The sequence below is a fragment of the Streptomyces marianii genome (assembly GCF_005795905.1).
GTDB classification, from domain to species: Bacteria; Actinomycetota; Actinomycetes; order Streptomycetales; family Streptomycetaceae; genus Streptomyces; species Streptomyces marianii.
This window is the reverse complement of sequence record NZ_VAWE01000001.1, coordinates 7,291,733-7,316,805: the sequence shown is the minus strand read 5'-3', so window position 1 is coordinate 7,316,805 and position 25,073 is coordinate 7,291,733. Positions and strand designations below refer to the sequence as shown.

Sequence of the window (25,073 nt, the reverse complement as noted above, 5' to 3'; positions counted from 1 at the left end):
GCCGATGACGCAGCGCGTGGATCTCGCGACCGTGATGGACCGGCTGGCCATCGACGAAGTCGTCACCCGGTACGCGGTGGCCGTGGACGACGCCGACTGGCCCGCCTACCGGGCACTGTTCACCCGCGACGGGCGTGCCGACTACCGCGGCGCCGGAGGCGTCGAGGGACCCGCGGCCGAGGTGGCGGGCTGGCTCGCGAAGAAGATGCGGCTGTTCCCCGTGCGCCAGCATCTGATCGTGAACCGGCGAGTACGTCTGCGGGACGTGGACGGCTGCCCGGGAGACCGGGCGGACGTGCAGGCGGACTACGTCAATCCGATGCGGCTGGAGTCGGGCGACGACTTCGTGGCCGGCGGCCGCTACTCGTTCGAGCTGGCACGCGGGGACGACGGCTGGCGGCTGAGCTCGGTCACCGTGCACGAGAAGTGGCGGCGTGCCGCGTTCCTCCGCGCGGCCGAATGATCGACGTGGCCTGTCCCGGCCGCGGGCCGCTCCCTCACACTGGAGACAGACATCGCTCTCGTGGAGGCGCCGCATGCGGATTCCGGTGGGCCGGCGGGAGCAGCTGACGCGGCTGCTGTCGTCGCCGTGGTGGCGCGGCGCGGCCGGGGTGACGGCGGGCGCGCTGCCCGCCCTCGCGTTCCCCGACCCCGGGTTGTGGTGGTTCGCCTACGTGGCGCTCGTACCGTGGCTGCTGCTCGTCCGTACCGCTCCCACGGCCCGCCGGGCCGCTCTGGACGGCTGGCTCGGCGGCACCGGCTTCATGATCGCCGTGCACCACTGGTTGATGCCGAACCTGCATGTCTTCATCGTGGTCCTGGCGGCTCTGCTCGGGCTGCTGTGGGCCCCGTGGGGACTTCTGGTCCGGACGGCACTGGGCGGCCGTCCCTCCCCCCGGCGGGCGGCGGTGGCGGTCGTCGTCGTCCCCTCGGGCTGGCTGGCGATCGAACTGGTCAGGTCCTGGGAGGGGCTGGGCGGGCCGTGGGGACTGCTGGGGGCGAGCCAGTGGCAGGTCCAGCCGGCGCTGCGACTGGCCTCGGTGGGCGGCGTCTGGCTGGTGACGCTGCTCGTGGTGGCGGTGAACAGCGCGGTGGCCGTGCTGGTGGCCGTTCCGCACGCGCGGATCCCGGCGGTCGCGGCCGTCTCGGCCTGCGCGCTGGCGGTGGGCGCGGTATGGCTGTGGGCACCGCGACCGGACCGGCCGGGCGGGGTGATCCGTGTGGCAGTCGTCCAGCCGGGGGTCCTCAACGGCCTGGGCGGGGCGGAGCGGCGATTCGCCCGCAGTGAGGAGCTCACCCGGCAGCTGGCGGGACAGCGGCTGGACCTCGTGGTGTGGGGCGAGAGCAGTGTCGGCGCGGATCTGGCGGCGCGGCGCGACCTCGCGGCGCGGCTCGCCGCGCTGTCCCGCGAGGTGGGCGCCGAGGTGCTGGTGAACGTCGACGCCCGGCGCTCGGACCGGCCGGGCATCTACAAGAGCAGCGTGCTGGTGGGTCCCGGCGGCCCGACCGGCGACCGCTACGACAAGATGCGGCTCGTGCCGTTCGGCGAGTACGTGCCGTTCCGCACCATCCTCGGCTGGGCCACGTCGGTGGGCAGGGCCGCGGGCGAGGACCGGATGCGCGGCCGCGAGCAGGTGGTGATGGTGCTGCCGGGCGACGAGGGCCGGGCAGGGCTGCGGGTGGGGCCGCTGGTGTGCTTCGAGTCGGCGTTCCCCGACATGAGCAGAAGGCTCGCGAGGAGCGGCGCCGAACTCCTCGTGGCGCAGTCCGCGACCTCCACGTTCCAGGACAGCTGGGCGCCCGCTCAGCACGCCTCGCTGGCGGCGCTGAGGGCTGCGGAGACGGGGCGGCCGATGGTGCACGCCACCCTGACGGGCGTGAGCGCGGTGTACGGGCCGGAGGGGGAGCGGCTGGGCCCCCGACTCGGTACGGACGAGAGCGCCGCGGCCGTCTACGAGATCCCGCTCGCCCGGGCCACGACGCCGTACGCCCGGTTCGGGGACTGGGCGGTGTACGGCGCGCTGGCCGCGCTGGGGGCGTTCTGCGCGGCCGAGGGGCTGCGCGCCCTCAGAAGGCCTGCTCCAGTGCCTCCCGCACCACCCGCTCACACAGCTCATGGGTCGCCAGTGCGTCCTGGGCGCTGAGGAACTTCTCCGCGCGGACGGCGTCGAGGAAGGTGAGCACGACCTGCTCGATACCGCGCTGCCGGGCGACCGGCACCCAGTCGCCGCGCCGCCGCACCGACGGCTGGCCCTTGTGGTCGACGACCTCCGCGAGGTTGAGTACCTCACGCTTGGTGTCCTGTCCGGAGACCTCGAGGATCTCCTCGGCGGAGCCGCTCATCCGGTTCATCATGCCGACGGCGGTGAACCCGTCCCCCGACAGCTGCAGCACCACGTGGTGCATGCGCCCGTCGCGGACCCGGGCCCGTACGCCGGTGTGCTCGACCGGCCCGGGGAGCAGGAAGCGCAGGGTGTCGACGACGTGGATGAAGTCGTCGAGCACGAGGGTGCGGGGGTCCTCGGGGAGGCCGACCCGGTTCTTCCGCATGAGGATGAGATCGCGCGGGTGCTCCAGGCACTGGGCGTACCCGGGGGCGAAGCGCCGGTTGAAGCCGACCGCGAGACTGGTGCGGGTCCGTTCGGAGAGCTCCACCAGCCGCTGCGAGTCGTCGAGTTCGTACGCGAGGGGCTTGTCGACGTACGTGGGGACTCCGGCCTCCAGCAGCCGGGTCGCGATCCCGGGGTGCACGGTGGTCGGGGCGTGGACGAAGGCGGCGTCGAGCCCGGCGGCGAGGAGGGAGCCCAGGGTGGTGTGGCACTGGCCGCCTGGGATGCGGTGGGCCGCCGCGACCCGGTCGAGGGTGGCCGTCGTCCGGGTCTGCAGATGCAGTTCGACGCCCGGCAGGGTGGTGAGGACCGGCAGATAGGCCTTCTGCGCGATGTCCCCGAGCCCGATGCAGCCGACCTTCACCTGGACCTCCTCAGTCCGCCCTGTCCTGCCTGCCGTCAGCGCGGCGCAGCCGTCCGCTCCGCCCCGGCAGCATACGTCCGCCCGGGCCGCCGCCAGTCGGCGATGCCGTCGGGACCGCGGAGGACGATCCCTGACACTCCAATCGATCAAGCGGACCGCCAAGGCGGGCACGGCCATCGGGATGGACCCGATCTCGTTCACGTACCGGATGCGTCCGAACCGTGTGGACGGTACGGACGACATCCCGCCGCTGACCCGTCCCCGTGTCTCGACGGTCACCTCGGAGACGGGTGCGATCACCACGGTCACCCTTTCCGCGGCCGAGTGCGTACGCAGCCAGGTCGTCGGCGCCGCGGAGGACACCAACACCCGCAACTGCTTCCCGCAGTACTGGAACGTCAACGGGTCCACCACCGCGTCCGTGGACTGGGTCCACAAGTACCGTGTCCTCGCGGTGAGCACCTCGGACCCGGCCGGCCAGAACGACGGCCTGGAGCAGCAGTACGTCTACAGCGGCGCCGCCTGGCGCCGCCAGAAGTTCCGGTACCTCCTCAGCAACACCAAGGCGTCCTGGGTGTCGACGGCCACGCTCAAGGCCGACGGCGAGACCTACAACACCACCTACGCGATCCACGACGCGCTGCTGCGCAAGCTGCAGGACCAGGCGCCGACCCCGCAGGGCGGCCGGCTGCTGACCGACACCCGCTACGACTCCCGGGGCCTCGCCTACGGGACCTGCTCCGACATCTTCGACAGCACCACGGAACCGAACGGCACCTACACACGCGCCGAGTACGGCGAGGCGCCCACCCAGACGGAGACCGTCTACGACGGTGCCGAGCGGGCCACCACCAGCACGCTGCACGTGTACGGCGTGAAGAAGTGGTCGACCGGCACCACGTACACCGGTGACTCCACCGCCACCACGGCCGTGCAGGGCGGAACGGCGGAACGCACGATCACGGACGCCCGCGGCCGTACGACGGAGAGCCGCGAGTACGCGGGAGTGAACCCGGCAGACCCCGCGTACGGCGGCGGTCTGGGAACCCCGTACACCGCGACGAAGTTCACGTACAGCCTCGACGACAAGAAGGAGTCGGTCACCGGCCCCGACGGCGCTCGATGGAACAGCGCGTACGACCTGAACGGCCGCATGGTGTCGGCCGACGATCCGGACAAGGGAGCGTCCACACTCGCGTACGACGGCCTCGACCGGGTGATCAAGGCAACGGACACGCGGGGCCACAGCATCCTCACCGAGTACGACGCACTCGGCCGGAGCCTCGGGACCTGGTCCGGTGAGAAGACGGACGCCGAACAGCTGACGTCCTACACCTACGACACCGTGCTCAAGGGGCAGCCCGCCTCCAGCACCCGCTACGTCGGGGGGAAGACGGGCCTGGCGTACACGAAGTCGGTCACCGCCTACGACAGCCTCAACCGGGCGACCGGTACTCGGCTCCGCCTGCCCGCCGCTGATCCGCTGGTCAAAGATCACCGAGATCATCGGCATCGGAACCGTCCCGAACACCTTCGGCTTCTGCGGCAGCGCGTCGGGCGGAAAATGGCTCATGGCCTCCGGCGAGTTGTGTGTCATCGTCACTCACGGCCCTGACGGGTGGGACCTGGGCGGCAGCACCTCCGTGGGGCTGTCCGGCCCCGGGGCAGGCGCCTCCCTGGACGGCGGGCTCCTCGTCAGCAACGCCGACGGCATGGACCAGCTCGCGGGCTACGGTCTGGACAAGGAGCTGTCCCTGCACTACAAGGTCGATGGCTTCGTCAACCACGAGAATGCCATCAACCTCCACCCCGAGCGGGGGCTGGTGCGAAACAGTGAGGGCGAGCCTGTCTGGGCTGTCACAGCGGGGACCGGCGTCGGCATCGAGGCGGGGGCGGAGGTAGGCCTCAACCACACCTTGACCTGCAGTTTCAGACCAGGCTGCAATCCCTGACCGAACCGCCACCGGCCAACCGGACACGGCCTGCCGCGTCGGCGCCCTCCGGCGGGAAGAACCCGCCGGAGGGCGCCCGTCCGGGCGGGGCATATGAACGTCCCTGGCGTGTCGTCCCGATCTTCCGAGAAGGGCTCAGGAGCAAATCCCATGACAGCACTCACCTGGATCTTCGGAGGGCTCTTCATGGGCCTCGGAATCTGCTTCCTCGCCCTCGGTGGCGCCGTCGCTCTCGACCTCCGGGGACGTGCGAGCCGAATGGACCGATATCCCCTGGTGATGGCCAGGCTGATGGGCCTCGGATGGATAGTCGTCGGACTTGTCGTCATGCTCTTCGGTCTGTCCTTCGTACTGGCACTCCCGTAGCAGACCCGAGTTAGGGATCACCGATGATGCGTATAGTTCCCCTGTTTCTCGGCCTGGGCTGGCTGCTGTTCGGGCTGGCGTGGGTACGCAACCACCGAGGCCTGGCCGACCGTCTCCTGGCCTCGCCGATCAACCTGATGCCCGGCGACGAACGCAGCGTGTGGGCCTTCAGGATGGTGGGGCGCGGCTGTGTCGCGCTCGGTGGATTCGCCACCGTCTTCGGTGTCATGTTCCTCGTTTTCTCGTGACGGCAGGCCTTCGCCGTCCTGTACGCCGACCACGGCCCTCGGCGAAGTGGTCGCGGGTGACGCCCATCACCGGCGGCGGACCTGCGGAGAGCCGTTCGTCACTTCGACGCAGCTTCGGGGCAGAGGGCCGAAACCACTGGCGGCGGGTCGTGCGCGTCGTCGAGGATCGGGCCATGACGACATGGGAACGGACCGAGGTGTCCACGATCGCGGGCGAGCGGGAGATGCTGGAGGGCTGGCTCGACTTCCACCGCGAGACCCTCGCCCTCAAGTGCGCCGGACTCGGCGACGAGCAGCTGCGGGAGACCTCGGTGCCGCCGTCCGGGCTGAGCCTGCTCGGACTGGTGCGGCACATGGCCGAGGTCGAGCGGATCTGGTTCCGCAGGGTCCTCGAGGGTGAGGCCGCCCCACCCCTCTACTTCAGCGACGAGGATCCGGACGGGGAGTTCCACCTCGGGTCGGCGGACACCTTCGAGGCGGCGGAGACCGTCTGGCGTGCCGAGATCGAACGGGCCCGCGAGCTGGCCGCGTCACGGTCCCTGGACGACACCTCCAAGGAGGAGCGGCACGGCAAGCGGTTCAGCCTCCGCTGGATCTACGTCCACATGATCGAGGAGTACGCCCGGCACAACGGACACGCGGATCTCCTCAGGGAGCGGATCGACGGGGCCACGGGAGCCTGAGACGACCCCACCACCCGTCGCGTCAGGCGGCGCCCCAGGTTGTCGGGCGCGACGTCAGAGGCCGGACAACCGCCGGTCCAGCCGGTCGATGGCCGCCCGCACCCCATCGCCGTAGCCGTCGTCCCCGAGTGCGGCCGAGGACGCCCTGGCACGGTCCAGATGGGCCCGGGCGGCCTCGGGGCGATGCAGCTTCAGATAGTCGGCGGCCAGATTCAGATGGAGCGAGGGATAGAGCCCGCGCGCGGCGACGGCGGCCTCGTGCCGCACCGGGCGCTCTTCGGTGAGCGCCTCGGCGGCCGCGAGCGCCCGGAGGTCCCAGGCGAGCTCGTCTCCGGGATCGTCCTGGGTGTCCGCCAGATAGTGGGCGAGCGTGCAGCGGTGCAGGGGATCGCCTTCCTGGCCGAGCTGTGCCCACAGCGCGGAGAAACGGTTGCGTGCCTCCTCGCGGTCCCCGCCGTGGAGCAGCATGATCGCCTGCCCGATCCTGGTGGTCATGACCGCGTCACCCGACGCCCCCTGCTGCTCCACCACTGCGGCCCTCCAGCACCTCGACGCGTCCTCCCGACGCTAGCCGCCGCCGGAGGCAATCCGGCACAGGCTCGGGCGGTGACCCGAACCTGTCAGCCAGGTGCGCCAACCGTCAGCCCAGGTCCGGGATGCGCCAGTCGATGGCGTCGTGGCCCTGGGCGGCGACCGCCTCGTTGATGCGGGTGAACGGACGGGACCCGAAGAATCGCTTCGCGGACAGCGGCGAGGGGTGCGCGCCCTTCACCACCACATGGCGCGTGTCGTCGATCAGCGGCAGCTTCTTCTGGGCGTAGTTCCCCCACAGCACGAAGACGGCCGGGTCCGGCCGGGAGGCGACCGCACGGATCACCGCGTCGGTGAACTTCTCCCAGCCCTTGCCCTTGTGGGAGTTCGCCTCTCCGGCGCGGACGGTCAGCACCGCGTTGAGCAGCAGGACGCCCTGCTCGGCCCACGGCGTCAGGCAGCCGTTGTCCGGCACCGGCAGACCGAGCTCCTCCTTCATCTCCTTGTAGATGTTCCGCAGCGAGGGAGGGACCCTCACACCGGGGCGCACGGAGAAGCAGAGGCCGTGCCCCTGCCCCTCACCGTGATAAGGGTCCTGCCCCAGAACCAGCACCTTCACCCGGTCGTAGGGCGTGGCCTCCAGCGCCGCGAAGACGTCCTCGCGAGGCGGGTACACCGGCCCCCTGGCGCGCTCGTCCTCGACGAAGTCGACGAGCTCCTTGAAGTACGGCTTCTGGAGCTCCTCGCCCAGGACGCCGCGCCAGGACTCGGGCAGCATGTCGGTGTCGGTCACGTCAACAACCTCCGGTGTGCGATCAGTTACCGACGACCCAACCTATACGCGGCCACTGACAACGCTCCCGGCAGTGGGGCGTGCGGAGGTCGGATCCGCACTACCAGCTGGTCTGGCGGTGCAGCGTCCAGAGCTGCATGATCATCTGCGGGTCCAGGGCACGCTCGGAACCCGCGATCTCCTCCCGGGACGCGATGTTGATCTTGCCCTGCCACAGTGGGAGCAGGCGCACGTCCTCGACCAGGATCGTCTGGGCCCGCTCGAACTTCTTGGACACCGCACCGCGATCGCTCAGCTGACGGGTCTGCGGCAGCAGCTGCTGGGTGATCTCAGGGCTCTCGTAGGGCGTCCCGAGCACGTTCTCCTTGCCGACGAACGGCGCGATGAAGTTGTCGGGGTCCGGGAAGTCGGGGAACCAGCCTCGTCCGAAGACCGGATAGCTGCCCTTCTGGTAGCCCTCCTGGAAGTCCTTCCAGGGCTTGCCCTGGATCGAGACCTCGAACAGCTGGGACTGCTCCAGCTGCCGCTTGATCTCGGCGAACTCGGCGGCGGTGGCGGAGCCGTAGCGGTCAGTGGTGAACCAGAAGTCGAGCCGGACCGGTGTCTTGATGCCCGCTTCATCGAGGATGTCCCGCGCCTTCGCCGCACTGGGGTCGCCGTACTTGTCGAAGAAGCTGGTCGCGTGGCCGGCGATGCCCTTGGGGACCATGGAGTACAGCGGCTCGGCCGTGCCCCGGTACACCTTGTTGATGAGCTCGCCGCGGTCGATCAGCTGGGCGATCGCCTGGCGGACCTCGACATCGCGGACGGAGGGATCCTTGGGGTTGAACACCAGGTAGCGGATGTCGACACCGGGGCTCTCCACGATCTGGAGGCCCTCGTTCGCCTTCTTCTTCTCCTGGAGATCGGCCACTTCCTCCGCGGTCAGACCGAGGTAGGTGGCGTCGATCTCCTTGCTCTTGAGCGCGGCCACCATGGCTTCCGAGCGCTTGAAGTAGCGGATCGTGACGGCGTCGTTCTTGCGGTCCGCGAACCCGTTGTAGCGGGTGTTCTTCTTCAGCTCCGCCTTCGAGCTCTCCTGGTAGGACTCCAGGACGTACGGGCCGGAGCCGGTGAGCTTGCCGTCCTCCCGGAGCTTGTCCGCGGGGTACTCGGCCGGGTCCACCAGGGACATCGCGGGCGTGGCGAGGATGAACGGGAAGGTGGCGTCGGGCTTGGTCAGGTGGAAGGTGACGGTCCGGTCGTCCTCCTGCTTGACCTCGCGGAGCGAGCCGAGGAGACCGTTGGGACCGCTGTCCACATCGATCCTCTGGATGCGGTCGATGGAGTGCTTGACCGCGGCCGCGTCGAGCGGGTGACCGTTGGAGAAGGTCAGGCCCTCACGGAGGGTGCACTGGAATGCGGTATTGGCCGGATTGGTGAATTTGCACTTCTCGGCCGCGTCCGGCTGGGGGGTGGTGCTTCCGGTCGGGAAGCTGAGAAGAGTCTGGAAGACGTTGCGGTACAGCTCCCAGGAGCTGTCCCACGCGGCGGCCGGGTCGAGTGTGCTGGGTGCACTCATCGTACCGACCACTACGTGCTGCGCCCCATCGGCGTCGTCGTCCGAAAACAGACCGCATCCCGCCACCAGGGATATGGACGCAAGGGCTGCAGCCGCCTGCAGCATCGTCCGGTTGAACACGTGCACGCTCCTCGTTCAGCCATGGGTCGGCGAACCATACCGCAGTGCCCCGCCGGAACAACGTGGTGGTCCGGCGGGGCACTTAGGGCTATCCCGAGCCATTCAGGTAGAAATCGACTCAGTGGACTCCGGCGTTGAGAAAGATACCGCCGTCCACCACGAGTGTCTGCCCCGTGATCCAGTCCGATTGGTCGGATGTGAGGAACGCCGCGGCCCCGCCGATGTCCGACGGGACACCGAGCCGGCCCATCGGGTACGCCGCGGCGGCCTCGGCCTCCCGGCCCTCGTACAGCGCCTCGGCGAACTTCGTCTTGATCACGGCGGGGGCGATCGCGTTGACCCGGACCGCCGGCGCGAACTCGTGCGCCAGCTGGAGGGTCAGATTGACCATGGCCGCCTTGCTCATGCCGTACGCCCCGATGAAGGGGGACGCGGAGAGTCCCGCGACGGACGCGATGTTCACGATCGCGCCGCCGTTCTCCTTCTGCCAGGCTTTCCAGGTCTGCTGGGCGAAGCCGAGCGCCGAGATCACGTTCGTCTCGAACACCTTGCGGGCGACGTTGAGATCGAGCTCCGCGATGGGGCCGAACACCGGGTTGGTGCCGGCGTTGTTCACGAGGAAGTCGACCCGGCCGAACGCCTCCATGGCGCGTTCGACGGCGACGGCCTGGTGCGCCTCGTCGTGGGCCTTGCCCGCGACGGCGATCACCCGGTCCGCGCCGAGGCTCTCGACGGCCTCCTTCAGCGCGTCCTCGCCACGGCCGGTGATGCACACCCGGTCGCCGCGGGCGACGAGCGCCTCGGCGACGCCGTAGCCGATACCGCGGCTGCCGCCCGTCACCAGGGCCGCCTTGCCGGACAGCGGGGGAAGCTCTCGCTCCTGTGCGGTCATGTCGGTCGCCTCCGGTTCAGTTGAGCGGGCCGCCGGCCACGTACATGACCTGGCCCGAGACGAAGCCGGCGTCGTCGCCGGTGAAGAAGGCGATCGCGGCCGCGACGTCCTCCGGCCGACCGACCCGCTGGACCGGGATCTGGGTGGCGGCGGCGGCCTGGAACTCCTCGAAGCCCATGCCGACCCGGGCGGCGGTCTGGGCGGTCATCTCCGTGACGATGAAGCCGGGTGCGACGGCGTTGGCGGTGACGCCGAACTTGCCGAGTTCCTTGGCGAGGGTCTTGGTGAAGCCCTGCAGACCGGCCTTGACCGCCGAGTAGTTCGCCTGCCCCCGGTTCCCCAGCGCGGAGCTGGAGGAGAGGGAGACGATACGGCCGAAGCCCGCGTCGACCATGTGCTTCTGGCACGCCCTGGCCATCAGGAACGCACCCTTGAGGTGCACGTTCATCACGATGTCCCAGTCGGACTCGCTCATCTTGAACAGCAGGTTGTCGCGGAGCACGCCCGCGTTGTTGACGAGGACGGTCGGCGCGCCGAGCTCGGCGGCGACCCGCTCCACGGCGGCCTCCACCTGGGCGGAGTCCGAGACGTCGCAGCCGACCGCGATCGCCTTGCCGCCCGCCGAGGTGATCTTCTCGACGGTGTCCTTGCAGGCCGCCTCGTCGAGGTCGAGTACGGCCACGGCACGGCCCTCGGCCGCCAGGCGCACGGCGGTGGCGGCGCCAATGCCGCGCGCCGCCCCCGTCACGATCGCGACGCGCTGCTCGTTGCTGGACATGGTTGGTTCTCCTCGCCCTCGGATCCCTTGGATACGGCTCGCCCGGCACGGCCCGTCGACTCGACCCGAGAGGGTGAGCGACCGCTTAGTACCTTCAGCAGACGAGACGCTAGAAGCCCTGGCACCCGGTGTCAACGGCACACCGGGTGCCCCCCGTCACTTGCCCCCTCCGATGGGCTCGTTCAGCGCACCAGGACGTCCAGCAGCCGTTCGACCTCGGCCTCCGGATCGGCGGTCAGACCGGTGTGCACGGGTCCCGGCTGGACCACGGTGGACCGGGGCGCGATCAGCCAGCGAAAGCGCCGGCCCGCGTCGTCCCGGGCCGCCTGCCCGGCCTCCTCACCGCCACGGCAGACACCCTCTACGGCGTGCAGTGCCGCCCGTACACCGGTGACGTCGGCCCGCGGGTCCAGCGCCCTCAGTTTGGTCTCGTCCAGAAGGGTGCGGGCGGCCACGAAGGACCTCGCGCGGCAGTACACCACCACGCCCGCGTTGAAGCACTCACCGCGCTCGACGCGCGGGACGACGCGCAGCAGCGCGTACTCGAAGACATCCCGCCTGGGATCGTGCCGGGTCACTGGCCGCCGCCCTTCGTGCTCTTCTCGGTGGGGTGCGGCCAGGGGCCGAGGTGGTCGGTGAGCCAGCCCGGCGCCTGGGACGGCCGGGGCCTGGAGGGTGCCTCCAGTGTGATGCGCTCGTGGATCGAGGCAGCCCGCGGCAGCAGGGCCTCCACATAGGCGCGGCGGACCGCGTGGGTGGTGTCGAACCCGGGCTCGTCCACGAGCCATTCGTCGGGGACGTCCGCGACGACCTCGGTCAGCAGGTCGCGGGTGACCAGCGGGGCCAGCGCGGCGGCGGCGCCCGCGATGTCCGGCCGGAACGGCGCGAGGGCATGGTCGGACGCGTTGTACGGCTTCGCCGCCGAGGCCGCCGCCCCGGGCCAGCTGTGGTGCCAGATCATGGTGGCGCCGTGGTCGATGAGCCACAGGTCGCCGTGCCACACGAGCATGTTGGGGTTCCGCCAGGACCGGTCGACATTGTTGATCAGTGCGTCGAACCAGACGACCCGGCCCGCCTCCGCGGAGTCCACTCCGTACGCGAGCGGATCGAAACCGATCGAGCCGGGCAGGAAGTCCATCCCGAGGTTCAGCCCGCCGCTGGCCTTCAGCAGTTCCTGCACCTCCTGGTCGGGCTCGGACAGGCCGATGACCGGGTCGAGCTGCATCCGGACCAGTTCGGGCACGCGCAGCCCGAGCCTGCGCCCGAGCTGCCCGCAGATGACCTCGGCCACCAGGGTCTTGCGCCCCTGCCCGGCCCCCGTGAACTTCATGACGTACGTGCCGAGATCGTCGGCCTCGACGATCCCGGGGAGCGAGCCGCCCTCACGCAAAGGCGTGACATAGCGGGTCGCTGTGACTTCTGTCAGCATTTCGCCAGGCTATACGGCTTGGCTACCTGTCAATCGACGGACGAGCACAGTGCCGTCCAGCCTGGGGAATCGAACCGCCCCGGGTCGGGTGGAGCCGCGATCCCGGGTAAGGGACAAAGTCATGGCACGGCCCTCGATGTACCCGCCCGCCCACCTGGACATCCCTTCCTGGACCATCAAGATCCATTGTCAGGGTGACCACTCCGAGGGATCGGCCTCCAAGGCCCGGGTAGTCGCTAACTACCCGGCCTTGGATCGGCCTCACACAGCCGGACACCATGCCGCGGTTCAGTTGTCGCCGCCGATGAGAGTTCCGACCGCGATGTCCTCGGTGCGCATCGTCGCACCGGTGGACATCGTGAACTTCCAGGCCACGGGCTGGCGTGTGACCGGGTCCACGAGGACACGGATGTCACCCGTTCCGATACCGTCCCGGTCACCGGCAGGGTAGGCGGACCGGGTGTCGTCGCTGTGGGGGCTGCCCGCGGAGTCGGTGATCCGGACCCGGAACTGGGCGTACGACGACTGGCTGGAATCGTGGTCGTCGGCCGTCTCGGAGATGGGCACGACCGACTGGACCAGGCCCATGTGGCCGCTCGTGGAATTGCCCGCCGGGTGCTTTGTCGCCAGGATGTCGCCGCGCCGGACCAGCACCTCACCGCTGGGGTCCATCCACTGGGGCCGCTGGACCAAGGCCACGGTGTTGTCACTGCCAGGAGTGTCGTTGGTACTCCTCCCGTCGACGATGGCGTCGTGCCATTCACCGGCGTTGGAGAATGTGCCGGCGTCGGGCCCGTCGACCAGATCGACGATCGTGCCGGTGTCGATGTTGGCCCAGGCCTGGGTGGTGAGAAGGCTGATGAAGTGACTGCACTCCACTCGGGCGTCGGTGACACCCTCGGCGTTGCGGTGGAGATGCGCCGTGGCTCCGCCCCCGTAGGTGTTGAGGGTGCTGTCGGTAGCGGAGAGCACATAGCTCTCGGCCAGGTCGACGGCGGCCAGCGGCTGAGGTTCAGCGTGTGCGGGAGCGGTCAGGGCGAAGGCGGCGGTGGTGGTACCCGCCAGGATGGCAAGCCTGTGGACGGTCGGGTGTCGCAGCATGAGGTCACTTTCTCCGAGGGTGAACGATGATCCGGGCAGGTGTGGTGACGGCGGTCCCGACCCCGCCCCCTGTATCGAGGTCGGGACCGCGGAAAGCAGGGCGTCCCTCCAGCGACTGCGCGATCTGCGCATTCGAGGCGGTACCACCCCTCGTGGACGGCCCCTTCCTGCCGGGCCCGAGGCGAGGCGGTGCCCGTGGCGGGCGCTCTCGCCGACGTCCGGGCCGAGGAAGGCGCCGACGTCGTCGATGTCGCCCAGTTCCCTCCTCTCGAACGGGACTTGTCCGGTGCCGGCCAGGGCTTCGACCTCGGATGCGCGCATCCGTGTCATGCAGGCTGGTCGCCCGCAGACGGCCGGGCGTGCGCCGGCGCCAGGCGGTAGGCAGCCCGTTTGCAGGAGTGCGAGGAACACATCGGGGCATCGTCGTCGTCCCCGGACATCTGCGCCCAGGAGACGGCGGCGCCCTCGCTGAGCTGAAGCCGTTGTCCACGAAGGCAGGTTGGCGCTGCGTCTGCGGTCGGCGCTGCCGGTGCCGATGGTGGTCCAGGTCCTGATCAACCAGGGATCGGCACGGCATGACCGGTAACGCGCACCCGAGGGTCGTGGGAGTCCACTTCGATGATCAGATCACTCGGCCGTCCCATGTCCTCGCCTTGGCGGATGGCGATCGTATCCGCCGCTGCCACCAGGCCGAGCGTACGCAGATAGCCACCGAACGCGGCTGCCGCTGCTCCGGTGGCCGGGTCTTCGATGACGCCCCCGACGGGGAAGGGGTCACGCGCATGGAAGCGGCCGTCACTCTCGCGCCAGACCAAGTGCACGGTCGTCCAGCCGTGGATCTTCATGACAGCCGTGAGGGCCTCGAAATCGTAGTCGAGATCGGCCAGTCGGGCACGGGTGGCAGCCGCGAGCACCAGGTGCTCGTTACCACCGAAGGCCACGTGCGCCGGCAGCGCCGGGTCAAGGTCGGCCTTTCCCCACCTCAGAGCCGAAAGCGCAGCGTCCACCTCGGCGGCCTGCGCCGGACGGGATCGGGTGGGGACACTGGTCAGCGTCGCCCTCACAAGACCTGGACCATCGGCCACGGTCTCCACCCTGATCTCGCCGGCGAGTGTGTCGTAGACCAGATCGCCGGGGCCTATGCGCTCGGCGAGCGCCACCGATGCGGCGACGGTTGCGTGCCCGCAGAAGGCGACCTCGGCGAGAGGGCTGAAGTAGCGCAGTGTGAACCGGCGCCGCTGCTCGTCTCGCGACGTGACGAACACGGTCTCCGAGTACCCGACCTCGGCGGCGACCGCCAGCATCTGCTGCTCGTCGAGTGGTGAGGCGTCGAGGACGACGCCGGCCGGATTTCCGCCGCCAGGGCGGGATGCGAACGCCGAGTAGCGGAGGACAGAGGCGGTTGCTGGGAAGGTCATGCCTTCATACTTCCGCCATCGCCACATTATTACCAACGATGGTTTCACATGAAAGCCATCGACTTTCACGATTGCTTGCTAGGGTGCGGCCATGGATACCCGGCTGCTGAAGACCTTCACCGCGCTGGCCCGGACGGGGAGCTTTACCGCCGCCGCCGCTGAGCTGCAGCTCGCACAGTCCACGGTCACCGTGCAGATCAGGACCCTGGAGAAGGCGTTGGGCGCCCGGCTCTTTGACCGCCTGTCCAGAGGCGCGCTGCTCACCGAGCCGGGGCAACGGTTGCTTGTTCTGGCCGAAGAAGTCCTCGAGGCCGAGTCACGGTTGTTCGCGGCGGCCACCGACGACGGGCCGGTCACCGGGACCGTGGTGGTGGGCGCGGGTGAGACCCTGTGCTCAGCCCATCTGCCGAGGGTGGTCGCCGCGCTGCGCGGTCTGCACCCGGACGTGGAAGTGCACCTGCAGCCATGCGGCACCGGCAACGCCGTGGAAGGGCTCAGGGCCGGAAGTCTGGACTGTGCGCTGTTGCTGGAAGAGCGGGTTGACTTCCCGGACATCACGGCCGAGCACATCGCCAGCCAGCCCTTGGCCCTCCTGTGTGCCCCCGACCATCCCCTTGCCGGCCGCAAACAGCCGGTAACCTGGCAGGAACTGGGGAGGGAGAGTTTCTTCCTCCACGAACAGGGATGTTCCTACAGCGACTGGCTCGCTCGACGCCTGCAAGCGACTGAGGGAGCCCAGCCCCGACTGACGCGGTTCGGCAGCATCGAAGCCGCCCGCTCCTGTGTGGCGGCCGGACTCGGCCTCACCATCCTCCCCCTCGCCAACGTAGCCGAGTCGCTGAGCGATGGACGTCTCAGGACGGTGCCCGGCCCCTCCCTCCCCGATGCCTCCGTCCACCTGGTACGCCACAGCCGGCGACAACCCTCGCGCGCATCACGCATCGTCACAGCCCAAATCGCGCACCACTTCCGTAGTTGCCGACTGTGACGTGCAGGAGGCTCTGTCACGAATCGTCGGCCGGCCGCTCCCTTCCGCCGCCGGCGCCCGCCGGTCGGCTGCCATCTGAGCAGCACACCCTGTGCCGCCGGGGTCGGCCGGCACACGGACACCGAGCGGCGATCCGACACCACACAGCGGCCGCACCGAAGCAGCAGACGCAGCAGCGCCCGGAATCCATCCGGATCCGGGGCGCTGCTGTTTCGATCGTGAGGATGCGCAGCGCCGTCACGTGGTAGATCACCCGCACGCCGTCCATCTCGTCCACGCAATCGTGGAGCGGGGCGTCCGGTACAGGCGGGCCGGGCTCGGGGTCGACGCTGACCGCGACGATCACCCGATCCAGACGGTGCGTCGCGCGCAGCGAACCCCCTGGCTCTGACGTTGCACAGGCGGCGGCCCCGGATGCTGCGTCAGTCGACGACCGTGGAGAATGCGCCCCACACTGGACGGTGCAGGCGGATCACGACGATCCGGGGCCCGCCGTAGTCGCCGCGAACTTTGCCCGAAGAGCCTCGATGACGGTAAGGACGTCGGCATCCGTGGTGCGCCAGTTGCTGAACGCGGCACGAAGCGCGGGGACCCCGTCATAGACGGTCGGAGTGAGGAAAGCCTGGTCCGCGAGTTCCCGGGCGAGGCCAGCCAGCCGGGCCGGAGTGGGGTCGTCCGCGAGTGTGAAGCACACGACGTTCAGCCTGGCAGGCGCCAGCAGTCGCAGCTCCGGAATCTGCTCAAGGGACGCCGCCAGGGACCGCGCGCAGGCGATGCACCGTTCGACGATTTCGCGGTACCCCTCCCGCCCGTACGCGCGCAGCGTGAACCACGCAGCCAGCGCCCGCAGCCGACGGGAGTTCTCCGGGGTCAGGTGTACGCAGTCCGGCACGTCGCCCAGAGGGCCGAGATAGGCGGCGGCATTCTGGAAGACACGGGCCTGCAGGTCCCGGCGCCGCGTGAACTGCACGGCGCTGTCGTAGGGGACGTTGAGCCACTTGTGCAGATCCACACAGACCGAGTCGGCGAGATCGAGCCCCTCCACCAGGTGAGCCTCGGCGGGCGAGAGAGCAGCGAAGGCACCGAACGCGGCATCCACGTGCAGCCAGAAGTCGTAGCGGCCGCGCAGAGCTGCCACGGCACGCAGATCGTCGAAGTCGCCGGTGTTCACCGTGCCCGCGTTCGCGACCACGATGCAGGGGGTGTCGCTCTGTGCGAGCGCTGCCTCCAGCGCCATCGGGTCCACCGCCTCCCGCCCGGGAAGTGTGGGCACGGAGGCCAGCGCTTCCCGGCCGAGTCCCAGCATCGACAGTCCCTTGGGCACGCTGGAATGGGGACTGCCCGACAGCACTCGGACCGGCCCGAGAGCGGCCACTCCCGCTTCCGCTACGGAAACACCCAGCCGCTCCCCTACCCATTCACGGCCGATCGCCAGGCCGACCGTGTTGGACATCGTGGCGCCGCTGACGAACGTCCCCTGATGCTCGCGGGTGAGCCCGAACAGTTCGCGGAGCCACGCGATCGTCTCATGCTCCAGACGCTGCCCCGTATCGTCGGCGGACGACATGACGTTCTGGTCGGCCACCGCAGTGAGCCAGTCTCCGGCCAGTGCCGCCGGGGTTACCCCGCCCGTGACGAAGCCAAGATAGCGGGGGCCGGCGCTCGCCGACAGAGCCGGTTCCCAGCGCTCCACGAAGTCCCGCATTCCGCCCCGCGCCCCGACTCCCCGCTCGGGAAGGGGCACCTCCTGCGGAGGCTGCGCCAGCGGGACGACCGGCCGCTCAGCGACACGGTCGAGAAACGATGTCGCCTGGTCCTGGACGCACTTGAGCAGTTGGGGAAGGTGCGCCAGATCCAGGGCGAGGCCATGGTGCATGTGTCATTCCTCATCTCGTGAGTGGGTGGTTCCCGATCAGCCCCGGCAACGACGATTGGTGCCTATCGCGTTGGGCCACTCCCCTGACTCGCGGCAGCGTTGTGGAGCTTTGCCGGTCGACGATCTCGGCGTCCCCACGAACGCCGTGTCCGGCTGCAGCCCGGTCACGCGCACCCGCATGCTGTACCCCAACGCCTCGACGGTACCGACGGAACCGCTGGCAACGATGCCTCCCTTGTTGAAGTCGGCGGACGTCGATACGTCGTAACGCGCGGCGTACAATGCGAATGGCATCCCTCCGAGTCCGTCCTCTGCCGCCGCGTGCAGGCACAGCCGAGTCCAAATCAGCACGCTCTCAGCGGTCGGGTCGCCGGATGCAACTCCCAGGTCGTCGAACGGGTTCCAGGGCAACCTGGGGTTCCAGTCGTCGGCCGCGAAGGCAGGTGCACCCTCGGCACCGACGGCGGCCGCGGCGGCGATCACCCCCGTGGCTTTGAGGGTCTTCGAATTTAGTGGGGGGTGCGGCGGTGACGGGCGCGCTCGCCGGTCACGCTGTGTGAGGTGGTTGGGGTGCGGGCGCCCTGGACGCAAGGAGCCCGCGGGCCTTCGTGATCATGGTTGTTGTCTAGGCAACCGATCATGAAACCCCACGGGCTTGAACAGCGACGATACCGGCATCAACGAAGCGGCAACGCGACTTCTGGGGCTGGAGGGGGTGAGTGTGACGCAGGTCAAGGACGACGGGGCGGGCGGTTCGACGGTGTACGTGGTCACGAGCGAGGACTCCGCCCGGGCCTGCCCCTCGTGCGGGGTCTTCGCCACCCGGCTGAAGGACTACCGCACCACCCGGCCCCGGCACCTGCCCTGCGGTGGACGCCCTGTGAGTATCCGGTGGCGCAAGGCACGCTGGTACTGCGCCGAACCCGCGTGCGAGCGCGGCTCGTTCACCGAGGCGATCCACGCGGTGCCCGCCGGGATGCGCACCACCACCGCCCTGCGCCGGGCGGCGGGGGCCGCGGTCTGCGACGGATCCCGCACCGTCGTGCAGGCCGGCCGCGACCTGTCCTTGAGCTGGCCCATCGTGCAGCGATGCTTTGAGGACTACGCCGCGACGGTCCTGCCCGAGACGCCGCCCGCGACCGAGGCGGTCGGGATCGACGAGACCCGGCGGGGCAAGCCGGTCTGGGCCCAGAACCCGGCCACGCAGAAGTGGGAACTGGTCGCGGACGCCTGGCACATCGGCTTCGTCGACGCGATCGGCGGGCAAGGACTGTTCGGGCAGGTCGAAGGCCGCAACGCCACCTCGGTCGCCGACTGGCTCAGCTCCCAGCCCGCATCCTGGCGGGCACAGGTGCGCTACGTCGCCATCGACCTGTGTTCCACCTTCCGCGCCGCCGTCCACCGTGCCCTGCCGCACGCGACCGTGGTCGTCGACTGCTTCCACATCGTGCAACTCGCCCAGCGCCACCTCGCCGACCTGCGCCGACGCCTCACCTGGCGGCAGCACGGCCGCCGGGCCCGCAAGGGCGACGGCATCTACACCGTCCGCAAACTCCTGCGCCGCAACAAAGAAGACCTCACCGAAGACCAACGCCTCCTCCTGAAGACCGAGTTGGAGTACATGGGTACCTACGGCCGGCAGATCCACGCGGCCTGGCAGGCCAAGGAACTCCTGCGCGACCTCCTCGGCCTGGCCGTCAGCCGCACCCACCACGCCCCCGACCGCTCCGCGATCTCCGCCGCCCGCCACCGCTTCTTCACCCACGTCGCCGACCACGCCCACCTGCACGAACTCCTCACCCTCGCCGAGACCATCGAGCAGTGGTGGGACGGCATCGAGACCTACCTGACCACCGGCATCACCAACGCCGCCTCCGAAGGCAACAACCGCCTCATCAAGCTCGAAGCGCGTAACGCCTTCGGCTTCCGCAACCGCGCCAACCAGCGCCTACGCTCACGCTGTGCGACCACCCGCCGGAGCCGACGGCAGGCGCACCCCCACTAAATTCGAAGACCCGGCTTTGAGCAGACCACGGACTCTGCTGCTCAATTCGGCTGAGCAGCAGAGTCATGCCGGGAAGGCCGCAACGGTCACCGCGTTGTCGCAGGTCATGGTCCGCGTGTCGGAGTTGCCCCGGAATTGGGCAGCAGAGTCACCACGCCGGTCAATACGGCTCATTGTGAGAATCCCTCTTCTTGCTCCCCTGGCCGCGCGGCCGTCAGGCCATCGACGTGGCCGCGGAGCATTCCAGTAGTGAAGAAGCCCAACCAAGAACGGTGTCGGGGGGTTTGGTTGTCAGGGGACCATCGACGAACCTCGCACTGCCAAGGCCAATTCGCATTCCGTGGACCGCAAGGAGGGGCGAGTCTTTCGCGCAGTCCGGCGAGACCCGCCGCTGGGAACCCAAGAAGCTCCGCGTGCGCCTGTTCTCCGCCGCCGCGCAGCTCGTGCACACCGGCCGCCGACGCTGGCTCCGCCTGCCCGCCCGATGGCGCCTGGACCGACGTCATCACCCGCGCAGTCGACTGGCTCCACGCCATGCCGGCCCCCGGCTGACCGTTCGACCGTCCCCACAACCTGCACCACCGCACCGGTGAGGTGTCGGGGAACCGGAGGGAGTCTCACCCTCCGGCCCCACAGAACCGTCGCTTAGCGGATTCCCGTTGCACGGCTCCTGCCGCCCTGATCGCCCAGGACGGCTGACGCTCCGCCCCAGAGGCAGGGCATGTGACGAAACGTTCGGAACCCGCGCGGCAGAGACGTGTGCCGGGACGCCACTCGGCGGGGACGACGCCCATGGTGAGCCCCGTACCCCGGTCCCGACACCGCGGGGGAGTACGGGCGGCGCTGGGGAGCACGTGGGGGGCGGGTTGCGTGATGCGGCACGATTCTGCAAGACCCTGAAAGACTCGTCTGGGCAGGTCAGAGGCGCGGAAGGCCGCATTACCGCCCGCAGGTCAGCGCCACCGGGTGGACAACGCCATGACGTACGTACCGAGATCGTCGGCCTCGACGACGCCCGGGAGCGAGCCGCCCTCACGCAGGGGCGTGACGTAGCGGGTCGCTGTGACTTCGGAGAGCATTGCGCCAGACTACTTTGCGGTCTTGCGGCGTGGCCGTTGAACGAGCGGTGGCCCGGTCCCGTAGAACAACACGAACGGCCCGGGACGGGGCCGACTGTGGAAAGGGAGCGGCATGACCGGAACGCAGGGACCGGCGCGCACGGTGGCGCGACGTACCGTCTTCACGGCCGCCGGCGGTGCCGGACTCGCCGCGGCGCTGACGGCGTGCGGCGGCTCGGAGAGTCCGGGCAGCGGGGCCGTGTCCCCGGCAGCGGGCGGCACGACCGGTTATTCCACGGGCGGTTCGACGGGCGGCAGCACGGGGGGCACGACGGGCGGAGGCGGGGGCGAGGTCATCGCGAACGTCGCCGACATCCCCGAGGGCGGCGGCAAGGTCATCGGCGACATCGTGGTGACGCAGCCGGCCTCGGGCGAGTTCAAGGCCTTCTCGTCGAAGTGCACCCACCAGGGCTGCGCGGTGAAGGGCGTCGCCGACGGAATGATCAACTGCCCGTGCCACAACAGCAACTTCGACGCCCGTGACGGCAGCGTGAAGAGCGGCCCGGCGACCTCACCGCTGCCTGCCGCGGCCATCGTCGTCGAAGGCGGCTCGATCAAGCTCGCCTGACAGCCCCCGGAGCATCCGGGGAGACGGCGGCCGTCGGGGCCGCGCACCTCAGGTGCGTTGGGTCCGGCGCGGCGCCTTCCAGCACGCGAGCACGTCGTCCGTGGTGGTGACGGTGGCGACGAGAGCGAGCGTGTTCCTGATCATCGCGGGGGTGTACTCGGGGGGCACCCCCGCGACGGCGTCCGCGGGGACGACCGCGGTGTAGCCGAGGTTGACCGCGTCGAAGACGGCGTTCGGGATCGCCACATTGGCCGAGACGCCCGTGACGACCAGCGTGCGGCAGCCCAGGTTGCGCAGCAGCGCGTCGACGTCCGTGCCGGCGATCGGCGACAGGCCGTGGAGCCGGCGCACCACGATGTCCTCGTCCGCGACCTCGATGGGCTCGGCGACCCGGACCGCCTTGCTGCCCGAGTACTGCCGGACGGGCAGCCGCTCGGCGGCCCGGAACAGCCGGGCGTTGCTGCCGGCCCCGCGCCCGTCGGGACGCCGCTCGGCGACCGCGTGCATGACCTGCACGCCCGCTTCGTGGGCCACGTCGACGAGCCGTCCGATGTTCTCCAGGGCGCCCGATGACCGCGCCTGTGCCGCGAGTTCCGGGAGGGCGCTGTCCCGGCCGACGACGCCCTGCTGGCACTCGACGGTGAGCAGGACCGTACGGGCCGGGTCGAGCTGCGCCTGTAGCTGCTCGTACGAGGGCATGCGCCCCGCCTTTCTCCTCGTCCGGGCCGCGGAGGCCCGTCGTCGCCGGTCGGGTCCGGTAGGGCCCGACCGGCCCCGGAAGATCCGCGCGCCCGGGCCGGCCCGGGCGCGCGACGGTAACGGGCATTGCCTCACAGGGGAAGAGCACCCATCATTTCTGACACCACATCAGCCGGTCGGCCGGCGGAACGCCGGCTCGCGGGAGGAGGGGCCGCCGATGGCCGTCACACAGCGCCGGGGCCGGCGGATCATGATGTCGCCCGCCGAACTGGACGCCTTCCTGGCCGAGCAGCGCACCTGCCGGGTGGCGACGGTCTCGCCCGACGGCATGCCGCACGCCAGTGCCCTGTGGTTCGCTTGGGACGGTACGTCGCTGTGGCTGTATTCGATCACCCGCAGCCGGCGGTGGTCCGAACTGCGCCGTGATCCGCGGATCGCGGTCGTGGTGGACGCCGGGGAGGAGTACGGCGAGCTGCGCGGCGTGGAACTCTCCGGGACGGCGGTCTTCGTGGGCGAGGCCCCGCGCACCGGCGAACCCTGCCCGGAACTCGAGGTGCCCGAGCAGTTGTTCGCGCGGAAGAACTTCGGCCTGGACTCGATGCCGCACGACGGCCGGCACGCCTGGCTCCGGCTGACGCCCGAGGCGATCGCGTCGTGGGACTTCCGCAAGCTGAGCGGGCTCTGAACCGGGCGCCCCTTTCATGGCCGGCGGCGCCGCGAGGCGCGGTGCGGGGGTGGCGGCGCGGGGGGTGCGGCCGACGAGCCGGTCCGGCGGGTGGCGCGCCGCCCCGTGACCGCTGGGCCCCGGGACGTCCGCGGGCGCCACCGCGGGGCCCGCGTGCGGAGGAGGCGCGCCCTGTCCTTGCCCGGCGGGCGTCAGGCCGTCGCCGCGGCCGACCGGAGCGCCGCGAGCGCCGCGCGGATCGACGGCCGGCGGTCGGCGTCCGTCCGCCAGACCGCGTAGATGTGCCGGCGTACCTTCTGCCGCACCGGGACGAGCCGGACGCCGTCGGGGACCGGCCCCCGGCCCAGCCGCGGGGTCACGCACACACCGAGGCCCGCCGCGATCAGTGCCAGCTGGGTGTGGTGTTCGCCGGCGAGGTGGACGATGCGGGGTTCGATTCCCCTGGCGCGTAGCGTGAACACCAGCCACTCGTAGCAGAACTCGCCCTCGGGCCAGGAGACCCAGTCGTCGTCGGCGAAGTCCTCGAGATCCACGTCCGCTCGGTCGGCGAGCGGGTGACCGGCGGGCATCGCCACGTCGGCGGCGTCGTCCAGCAGCGGTTCGCGCGTGAGCCCGCCCGGGACGGGGAGCCGCTTGTTGCTCCAGTCCAGCGCCACCGCCAGATCGAGATCGCCCCTGATCACCTGGCGCAGGGCGTACTCCGGTTCCAGTTCGCTCGTACGTACCCGCAGGTCGGGGTGGTCGGCGCGGAGGGCCCTGAGCGCCGTGGGGAAGAGGCCCCGGGCGGCCGTCGGGAACGCCCCGAGCCGCACTTCGCCGACCGCCTGGCCCCGCTGCGCCTCTATGTCGGACTGAGCCAGCTCGACCTGCGACAGAATGCGGGCGGCGTGGTCGGCAAGCAGACGGCCGGCGTCCGTGAGCCGCACCCCGCGCCCGTTCCTGGCCAGCAGCTGCTGGCCCACCTCGCGCTCCAGCTTGGCCATCTGCTGGGACACGGCCGAGGTCGTGACGTGCAGTCCGTCGGCCGCGGCACTGACGGAACCGTGCCGGGCCAGGGCGTCCAGGGTCCGAAGGCGCTCCAGGTTCAACATGTAAGCAATGCTAATCAAACAACTGAAAGAAATCTCGCTTGTTCTAAGAAGACATGGCGCTCCAGGCTGGACCCCATGACCACCGCCATGCCGCCGTCGCGCACGGAGCCCGCCACGGGATCCGCGTCCGCATCCGCTGCGCCCACCCCTCCCCCCGCGACCCCGCCCTCCACCGGGCGCGGCCACCCGGCCTTCGACTGGCGCCTGAGGTTCGCCGTACTCGCCCTGATCTGGGGCTTCAGCTTTCTGCTCATCAAGGTCGGCACGGAGGGCTACGCACCCTTCCAGGTCACGTTCGGCCGGCTGCTCTTCGGTACGGCCGTGCTGGCCGCCGCCATGGCGGTGCGGCGCGAGGGGCTGCCTCGCGGTGTGCGTACCTGGGCGCATCTGACCGTCGCGGCGTTCTTCCTCAACGCGCTGCCCTTCTCGCTCTTCGCCTATGCGGAGCTGACCATCCCCTCGACACTGGCCGGGATCTGCAACGCCACGTCCCCGCTGTGGGGCATGGCGCTGTCGCTGGTGGCGCTCTCCGAGGACCGGCCGACCCGCCGACGTGTCGCCGGCCTGGGCATCGGCTTCCTCGGCGTCCTCACCGTGCTCGGCGCCTGGCAGGGCTTCTCCGGGCTCGACGTCGGCGGCGCGGCGATGGCCCTGCTCGCCTCCCTGAGCTACCCGGTCGGCTGGATCTACGTCCGGCGGACGCTCGCCGGCTCGTCCCATTCCCATCTGTCCCTGACCGGGGCGCAGCTGATGCTGGCGACGCTCCAACTGGCGGTGGTGACACCTCTGTTCACCAGGATGCCCAGCTCGTTCCCGGTGGTTCCGCTGCTCGCGGTGGTCGCCCTGGGTGCACTGGGCACCGGGTTCGCCATGCTGCTGCAGTACGGACTGGTCGCCGAGGTAGGACCCACGACCGCGACGATGGTCACGTACTTCATCCCGGTGATCGCGACTGCGGCGGGAGTCACGCTGCTCGACGAGAGGCTGGGCTGGAACACTCCCGTCGGCGCCCTGATCGTGCTGGCGGGCGCCGCGCTCACCCAGAACGCGTCCGGACCGAGGCGTGCGGGGAAGGGCGTCCGCCCGCCTCGGGCACGGAAGCGCCGGAACCGGTCGTGACCGCGTAGGGGCCCGGGCGAACGGCCGCGGCGGCCGGCGGTGGCCGCGGGCTCGCGGGCCGGCGTGTGCGACAGGTGCC

The 25,073-nt window shown here is 70.1% G+C and carries 25 protein-coding genes and 3 pseudogenes; 13 read left to right on the top strand and 15 right to left on the bottom strand.

The window, feature by feature from the left end:
• Positions 1–4: 4 nt before the first annotated feature.
• A complete protein-coding gene (locus tag FEF34_RS33170; RefSeq protein ID WP_171053183.1) occupies positions 5–463 on the top strand; it encodes a nuclear transport factor 2 family protein in 459 nt (152 codons plus the stop codon).
• Between the two features lie 73 nt (positions 464–536).
• Complete coding sequence (lnt, locus tag FEF34_RS33165; RefSeq protein WP_138056457.1) at positions 537–2,144, top strand: apolipoprotein N-acyltransferase; 1,608 nt, start codon at positions 537–539, stop codon at positions 2,142–2,144.
• Here lnt and FEF34_RS33160 read toward each other — a convergent pair.
• Positions 2,068–2,973 (bottom strand): Gfo/Idh/MocA family protein, encoded by a 906-nt coding sequence (locus FEF34_RS33160; protein WP_138056456.1) that lies wholly within the window; start codon positions 2,971–2,973, stop codon positions 2,068–2,070. The two genes, lnt and FEF34_RS33160, sit on opposite strands and share 77 nt — an antisense overlap.
• A gap of 511 nt (positions 2,974–3,484) precedes the next feature.
• Between FEF34_RS33160 and FEF34_RS33155 the strand changes: the two are divergent.
• The 5 genes and pseudogenes from FEF34_RS33155 to FEF34_RS33135 all read left to right on the top strand — a co-directional run.
• Positions 3,485–4,465, top strand: a pseudogene (locus FEF34_RS33155) (RHS repeat-associated core domain-containing protein); the annotation flags it as partial.
• Between the two features lie 94 nt (positions 4,466–4,559).
• Positions 4,560–4,925: a hypothetical protein gene (locus FEF34_RS33150; protein ID WP_138056454.1), complete on the top strand. Its 366-nt coding sequence runs from the start codon at positions 4,560–4,562 to the stop codon at positions 4,923–4,925.
• Between the two features lie 150 nt (positions 4,926–5,075).
• Entirely contained in the window at positions 5,076–5,291 is a 216-nt protein-coding gene (locus FEF34_RS33145; RefSeq protein WP_138056453.1) for a hypothetical protein, read from the top strand.
• A 23-nt stretch (positions 5,292–5,314) separates the two neighbouring features.
• Complete coding sequence (locus tag FEF34_RS33140) at positions 5,315–5,539, top strand: hypothetical protein (RefSeq protein ID WP_138056452.1); 225 nt, start codon at positions 5,315–5,317, stop codon at positions 5,537–5,539.
• Positions 5,540–5,712: 173 nt separating this feature from the next.
• On the top strand, positions 5,713–6,222 hold the full coding sequence (locus tag FEF34_RS33135) for a DinB family protein (protein WP_138056451.1): 510 nt from the start codon (positions 5,713–5,715) through the stop codon (positions 6,220–6,222).
• A 54-nt stretch (positions 6,223–6,276) separates the two neighbouring features.
• Here FEF34_RS33135 and FEF34_RS33130 read toward each other — a convergent pair whose 3' ends face one another.
• The 9 genes from FEF34_RS33130 to FEF34_RS33090 form a co-directional block, all read right to left on the bottom strand.
• Positions 6,277–6,753 (bottom strand): hypothetical protein, encoded by a 477-nt coding sequence (locus FEF34_RS33130; protein ID WP_138056450.1) that lies wholly within the window; start codon positions 6,751–6,753, stop codon positions 6,277–6,279.
• A gap of 109 nt (positions 6,754–6,862) precedes the next feature.
• Complete coding sequence (gene ung, locus FEF34_RS33125) at positions 6,863–7,546, bottom strand: uracil-DNA glycosylase (RefSeq protein WP_138056449.1); 684 nt, start codon at positions 7,544–7,546, stop codon at positions 6,863–6,865.
• Between the two features lie 100 nt (positions 7,547–7,646).
• On the bottom strand, positions 7,647–9,227 hold the full coding sequence (locus FEF34_RS33120; RefSeq protein WP_138056448.1) for an ABC transporter substrate-binding protein: 1,581 nt from the start codon (positions 9,225–9,227) through the stop codon (positions 7,647–7,649).
• A gap of 118 nt (positions 9,228–9,345) precedes the next feature.
• Complete coding sequence (locus FEF34_RS33115; protein ID WP_138056447.1) at positions 9,346–10,119, bottom strand: SDR family oxidoreductase; 774 nt, start codon at positions 10,117–10,119, stop codon at positions 9,346–9,348.
• Between the two features lie 16 nt (positions 10,120–10,135).
• Positions 10,136–10,897 carry a 3-oxoacyl-ACP reductase FabG gene (gene fabG / locus FEF34_RS33110; protein WP_138056446.1) on the bottom strand — a complete coding sequence of 254 codons (762 nt, stop codon included), beginning with the start codon at positions 10,895–10,897 and terminating at the stop codon, positions 10,136–10,138.
• A 182-nt stretch (positions 10,898–11,079) separates the two neighbouring features.
• Entirely contained in the window at positions 11,080–11,475 is a 396-nt protein-coding gene (locus FEF34_RS33105) for a DUF3037 domain-containing protein (RefSeq protein WP_138056445.1), read from the bottom strand.
• Positions 11,472–12,326 carry a HipA family kinase gene (locus tag FEF34_RS33100; RefSeq protein ID WP_138056444.1) on the bottom strand — a complete coding sequence of 285 codons (855 nt, stop codon included), beginning with the start codon at positions 12,324–12,326 and terminating at the stop codon, positions 11,472–11,474. Before FEF34_RS33100 ends, FEF34_RS33105 begins: the two co-directional genes overlap by 4 nt.
• Before the next feature lie 288 nt (positions 12,327–12,614).
• Entirely contained in the window at positions 12,615–13,427 is an 813-nt protein-coding gene (locus FEF34_RS33095; protein WP_138056443.1) for a hypothetical protein, read from the bottom strand.
• 554 nt (positions 13,428–13,981) lie between these two features.
• Positions 13,982–14,845 (bottom strand): PhzF family phenazine biosynthesis isomerase, encoded by an 864-nt coding sequence (locus FEF34_RS33090; RefSeq protein ID WP_138057873.1) that lies wholly within the window; start codon positions 14,843–14,845, stop codon positions 13,982–13,984.
• Between the two features lie 91 nt (positions 14,846–14,936).
• Here FEF34_RS33090 and FEF34_RS33085 point away from each other — a divergent pair, with 91 nt between their 5' ends.
• On the top strand, positions 14,937–15,833 hold the full coding sequence (locus FEF34_RS33085) for a LysR family transcriptional regulator (protein ID WP_138056442.1): 897 nt from the start codon (positions 14,937–14,939) through the stop codon (positions 15,831–15,833).
• Positions 15,834–16,305: 472 nt separating this feature from the next.
• On the opposite strand, the gene FEF34_RS33080 is transcribed toward FEF34_RS33085, so the two are convergent.
• Together FEF34_RS33080 and FEF34_RS33075 are read right to left on the bottom strand one after the other, a co-directional pair.
• On the bottom strand, positions 16,306–17,709 hold the full coding sequence (locus tag FEF34_RS33080; RefSeq protein ID WP_138056441.1) for a pyridoxal phosphate-dependent decarboxylase family protein: 1,404 nt from the start codon (positions 17,707–17,709) through the stop codon (positions 16,306–16,308).
• 36 nt (positions 17,710–17,745) lie between these two features.
• A complete protein-coding gene (locus FEF34_RS33075; RefSeq protein WP_171053182.1) occupies positions 17,746–18,192 on the bottom strand; it encodes a PhoD-like phosphatase N-terminal domain-containing protein in 447 nt (148 codons plus the stop codon).
• Positions 18,193–18,364: 172 nt separating this feature from the next.
• Between FEF34_RS33075 and FEF34_RS33070 the strand changes: the two genes are divergently transcribed.
• The gene (locus tag FEF34_RS33070; protein ID WP_199800618.1) at positions 18,365–19,714 is read left to right on the top strand and encodes an ISL3 family transposase; all 1,350 of its coding nucleotides are present in this window, start codon (positions 18,365–18,367) and stop codon (positions 19,712–19,714) included.
• Positions 19,715–20,082: 368 nt separating this feature from the next.
• Positions 20,083–20,266: pseudogene (locus FEF34_RS44365) on the top strand (IS1380 family transposase); the annotation flags it as partial.
• Between the two features lie 425 nt (positions 20,267–20,691).
• Here FEF34_RS44365 and FEF34_RS43805 read toward each other — a convergent pair.
• Positions 20,692–20,793, bottom strand: a pseudogene (locus tag FEF34_RS43805) (HipA family kinase); the annotation flags it as partial.
• A gap of 112 nt (positions 20,794–20,905) precedes the next feature.
• Between FEF34_RS43805 and FEF34_RS33065 the strand changes: the two are divergent.
• Positions 20,906–21,400 carry a Rieske (2Fe-2S) protein gene (locus FEF34_RS33065; protein ID WP_138056439.1) on the top strand — a complete coding sequence of 165 codons (495 nt, stop codon included), beginning with the start codon at positions 20,906–20,908 and terminating at the stop codon, positions 21,398–21,400.
• A 48-nt stretch (positions 21,401–21,448) separates the two neighbouring features.
• Here FEF34_RS33065 and FEF34_RS33060 read toward each other — a convergent pair whose 3' ends face one another.
• The gene (locus FEF34_RS33060; protein WP_138056438.1) at positions 21,449–22,099 is read right to left on the bottom strand and encodes a cysteine hydrolase; all 651 of its coding nucleotides are present in this window, start codon (positions 22,097–22,099) and stop codon (positions 21,449–21,451) included.
• A 217-nt stretch (positions 22,100–22,316) separates the two neighbouring features.
• Here FEF34_RS33060 and FEF34_RS33055 point away from each other — a divergent pair, with 217 nt between their 5' ends.
• Positions 22,317–22,784: a pyridoxamine 5'-phosphate oxidase family protein gene (locus FEF34_RS33055; RefSeq protein ID WP_138056437.1), complete on the top strand. Its 468-nt coding sequence runs from the start codon at positions 22,317–22,319 to the stop codon at positions 22,782–22,784.
• 191 nt (positions 22,785–22,975) lie between these two features.
• Here the strand turns inward: FEF34_RS33055 and FEF34_RS33050 are convergent, their stop codons facing one another.
• Positions 22,976–23,875 carry a LysR family transcriptional regulator gene (locus FEF34_RS33050; RefSeq protein WP_138056436.1) on the bottom strand — a complete coding sequence of 300 codons (900 nt, stop codon included), beginning with the start codon at positions 23,873–23,875 and terminating at the stop codon, positions 22,976–22,978.
• 75 nt (positions 23,876–23,950) lie between these two features.
• Here FEF34_RS33050 and FEF34_RS33045 point away from each other — a divergent pair, with 75 nt between their 5' ends.
• Complete coding sequence (locus FEF34_RS33045) at positions 23,951–24,994, top strand: DMT family transporter (protein ID WP_234042636.1); 1,044 nt, start codon at positions 23,951–23,953, stop codon at positions 24,992–24,994.
• The last annotated feature ends 79 nt before the right edge of the window (positions 24,995–25,073 follow it).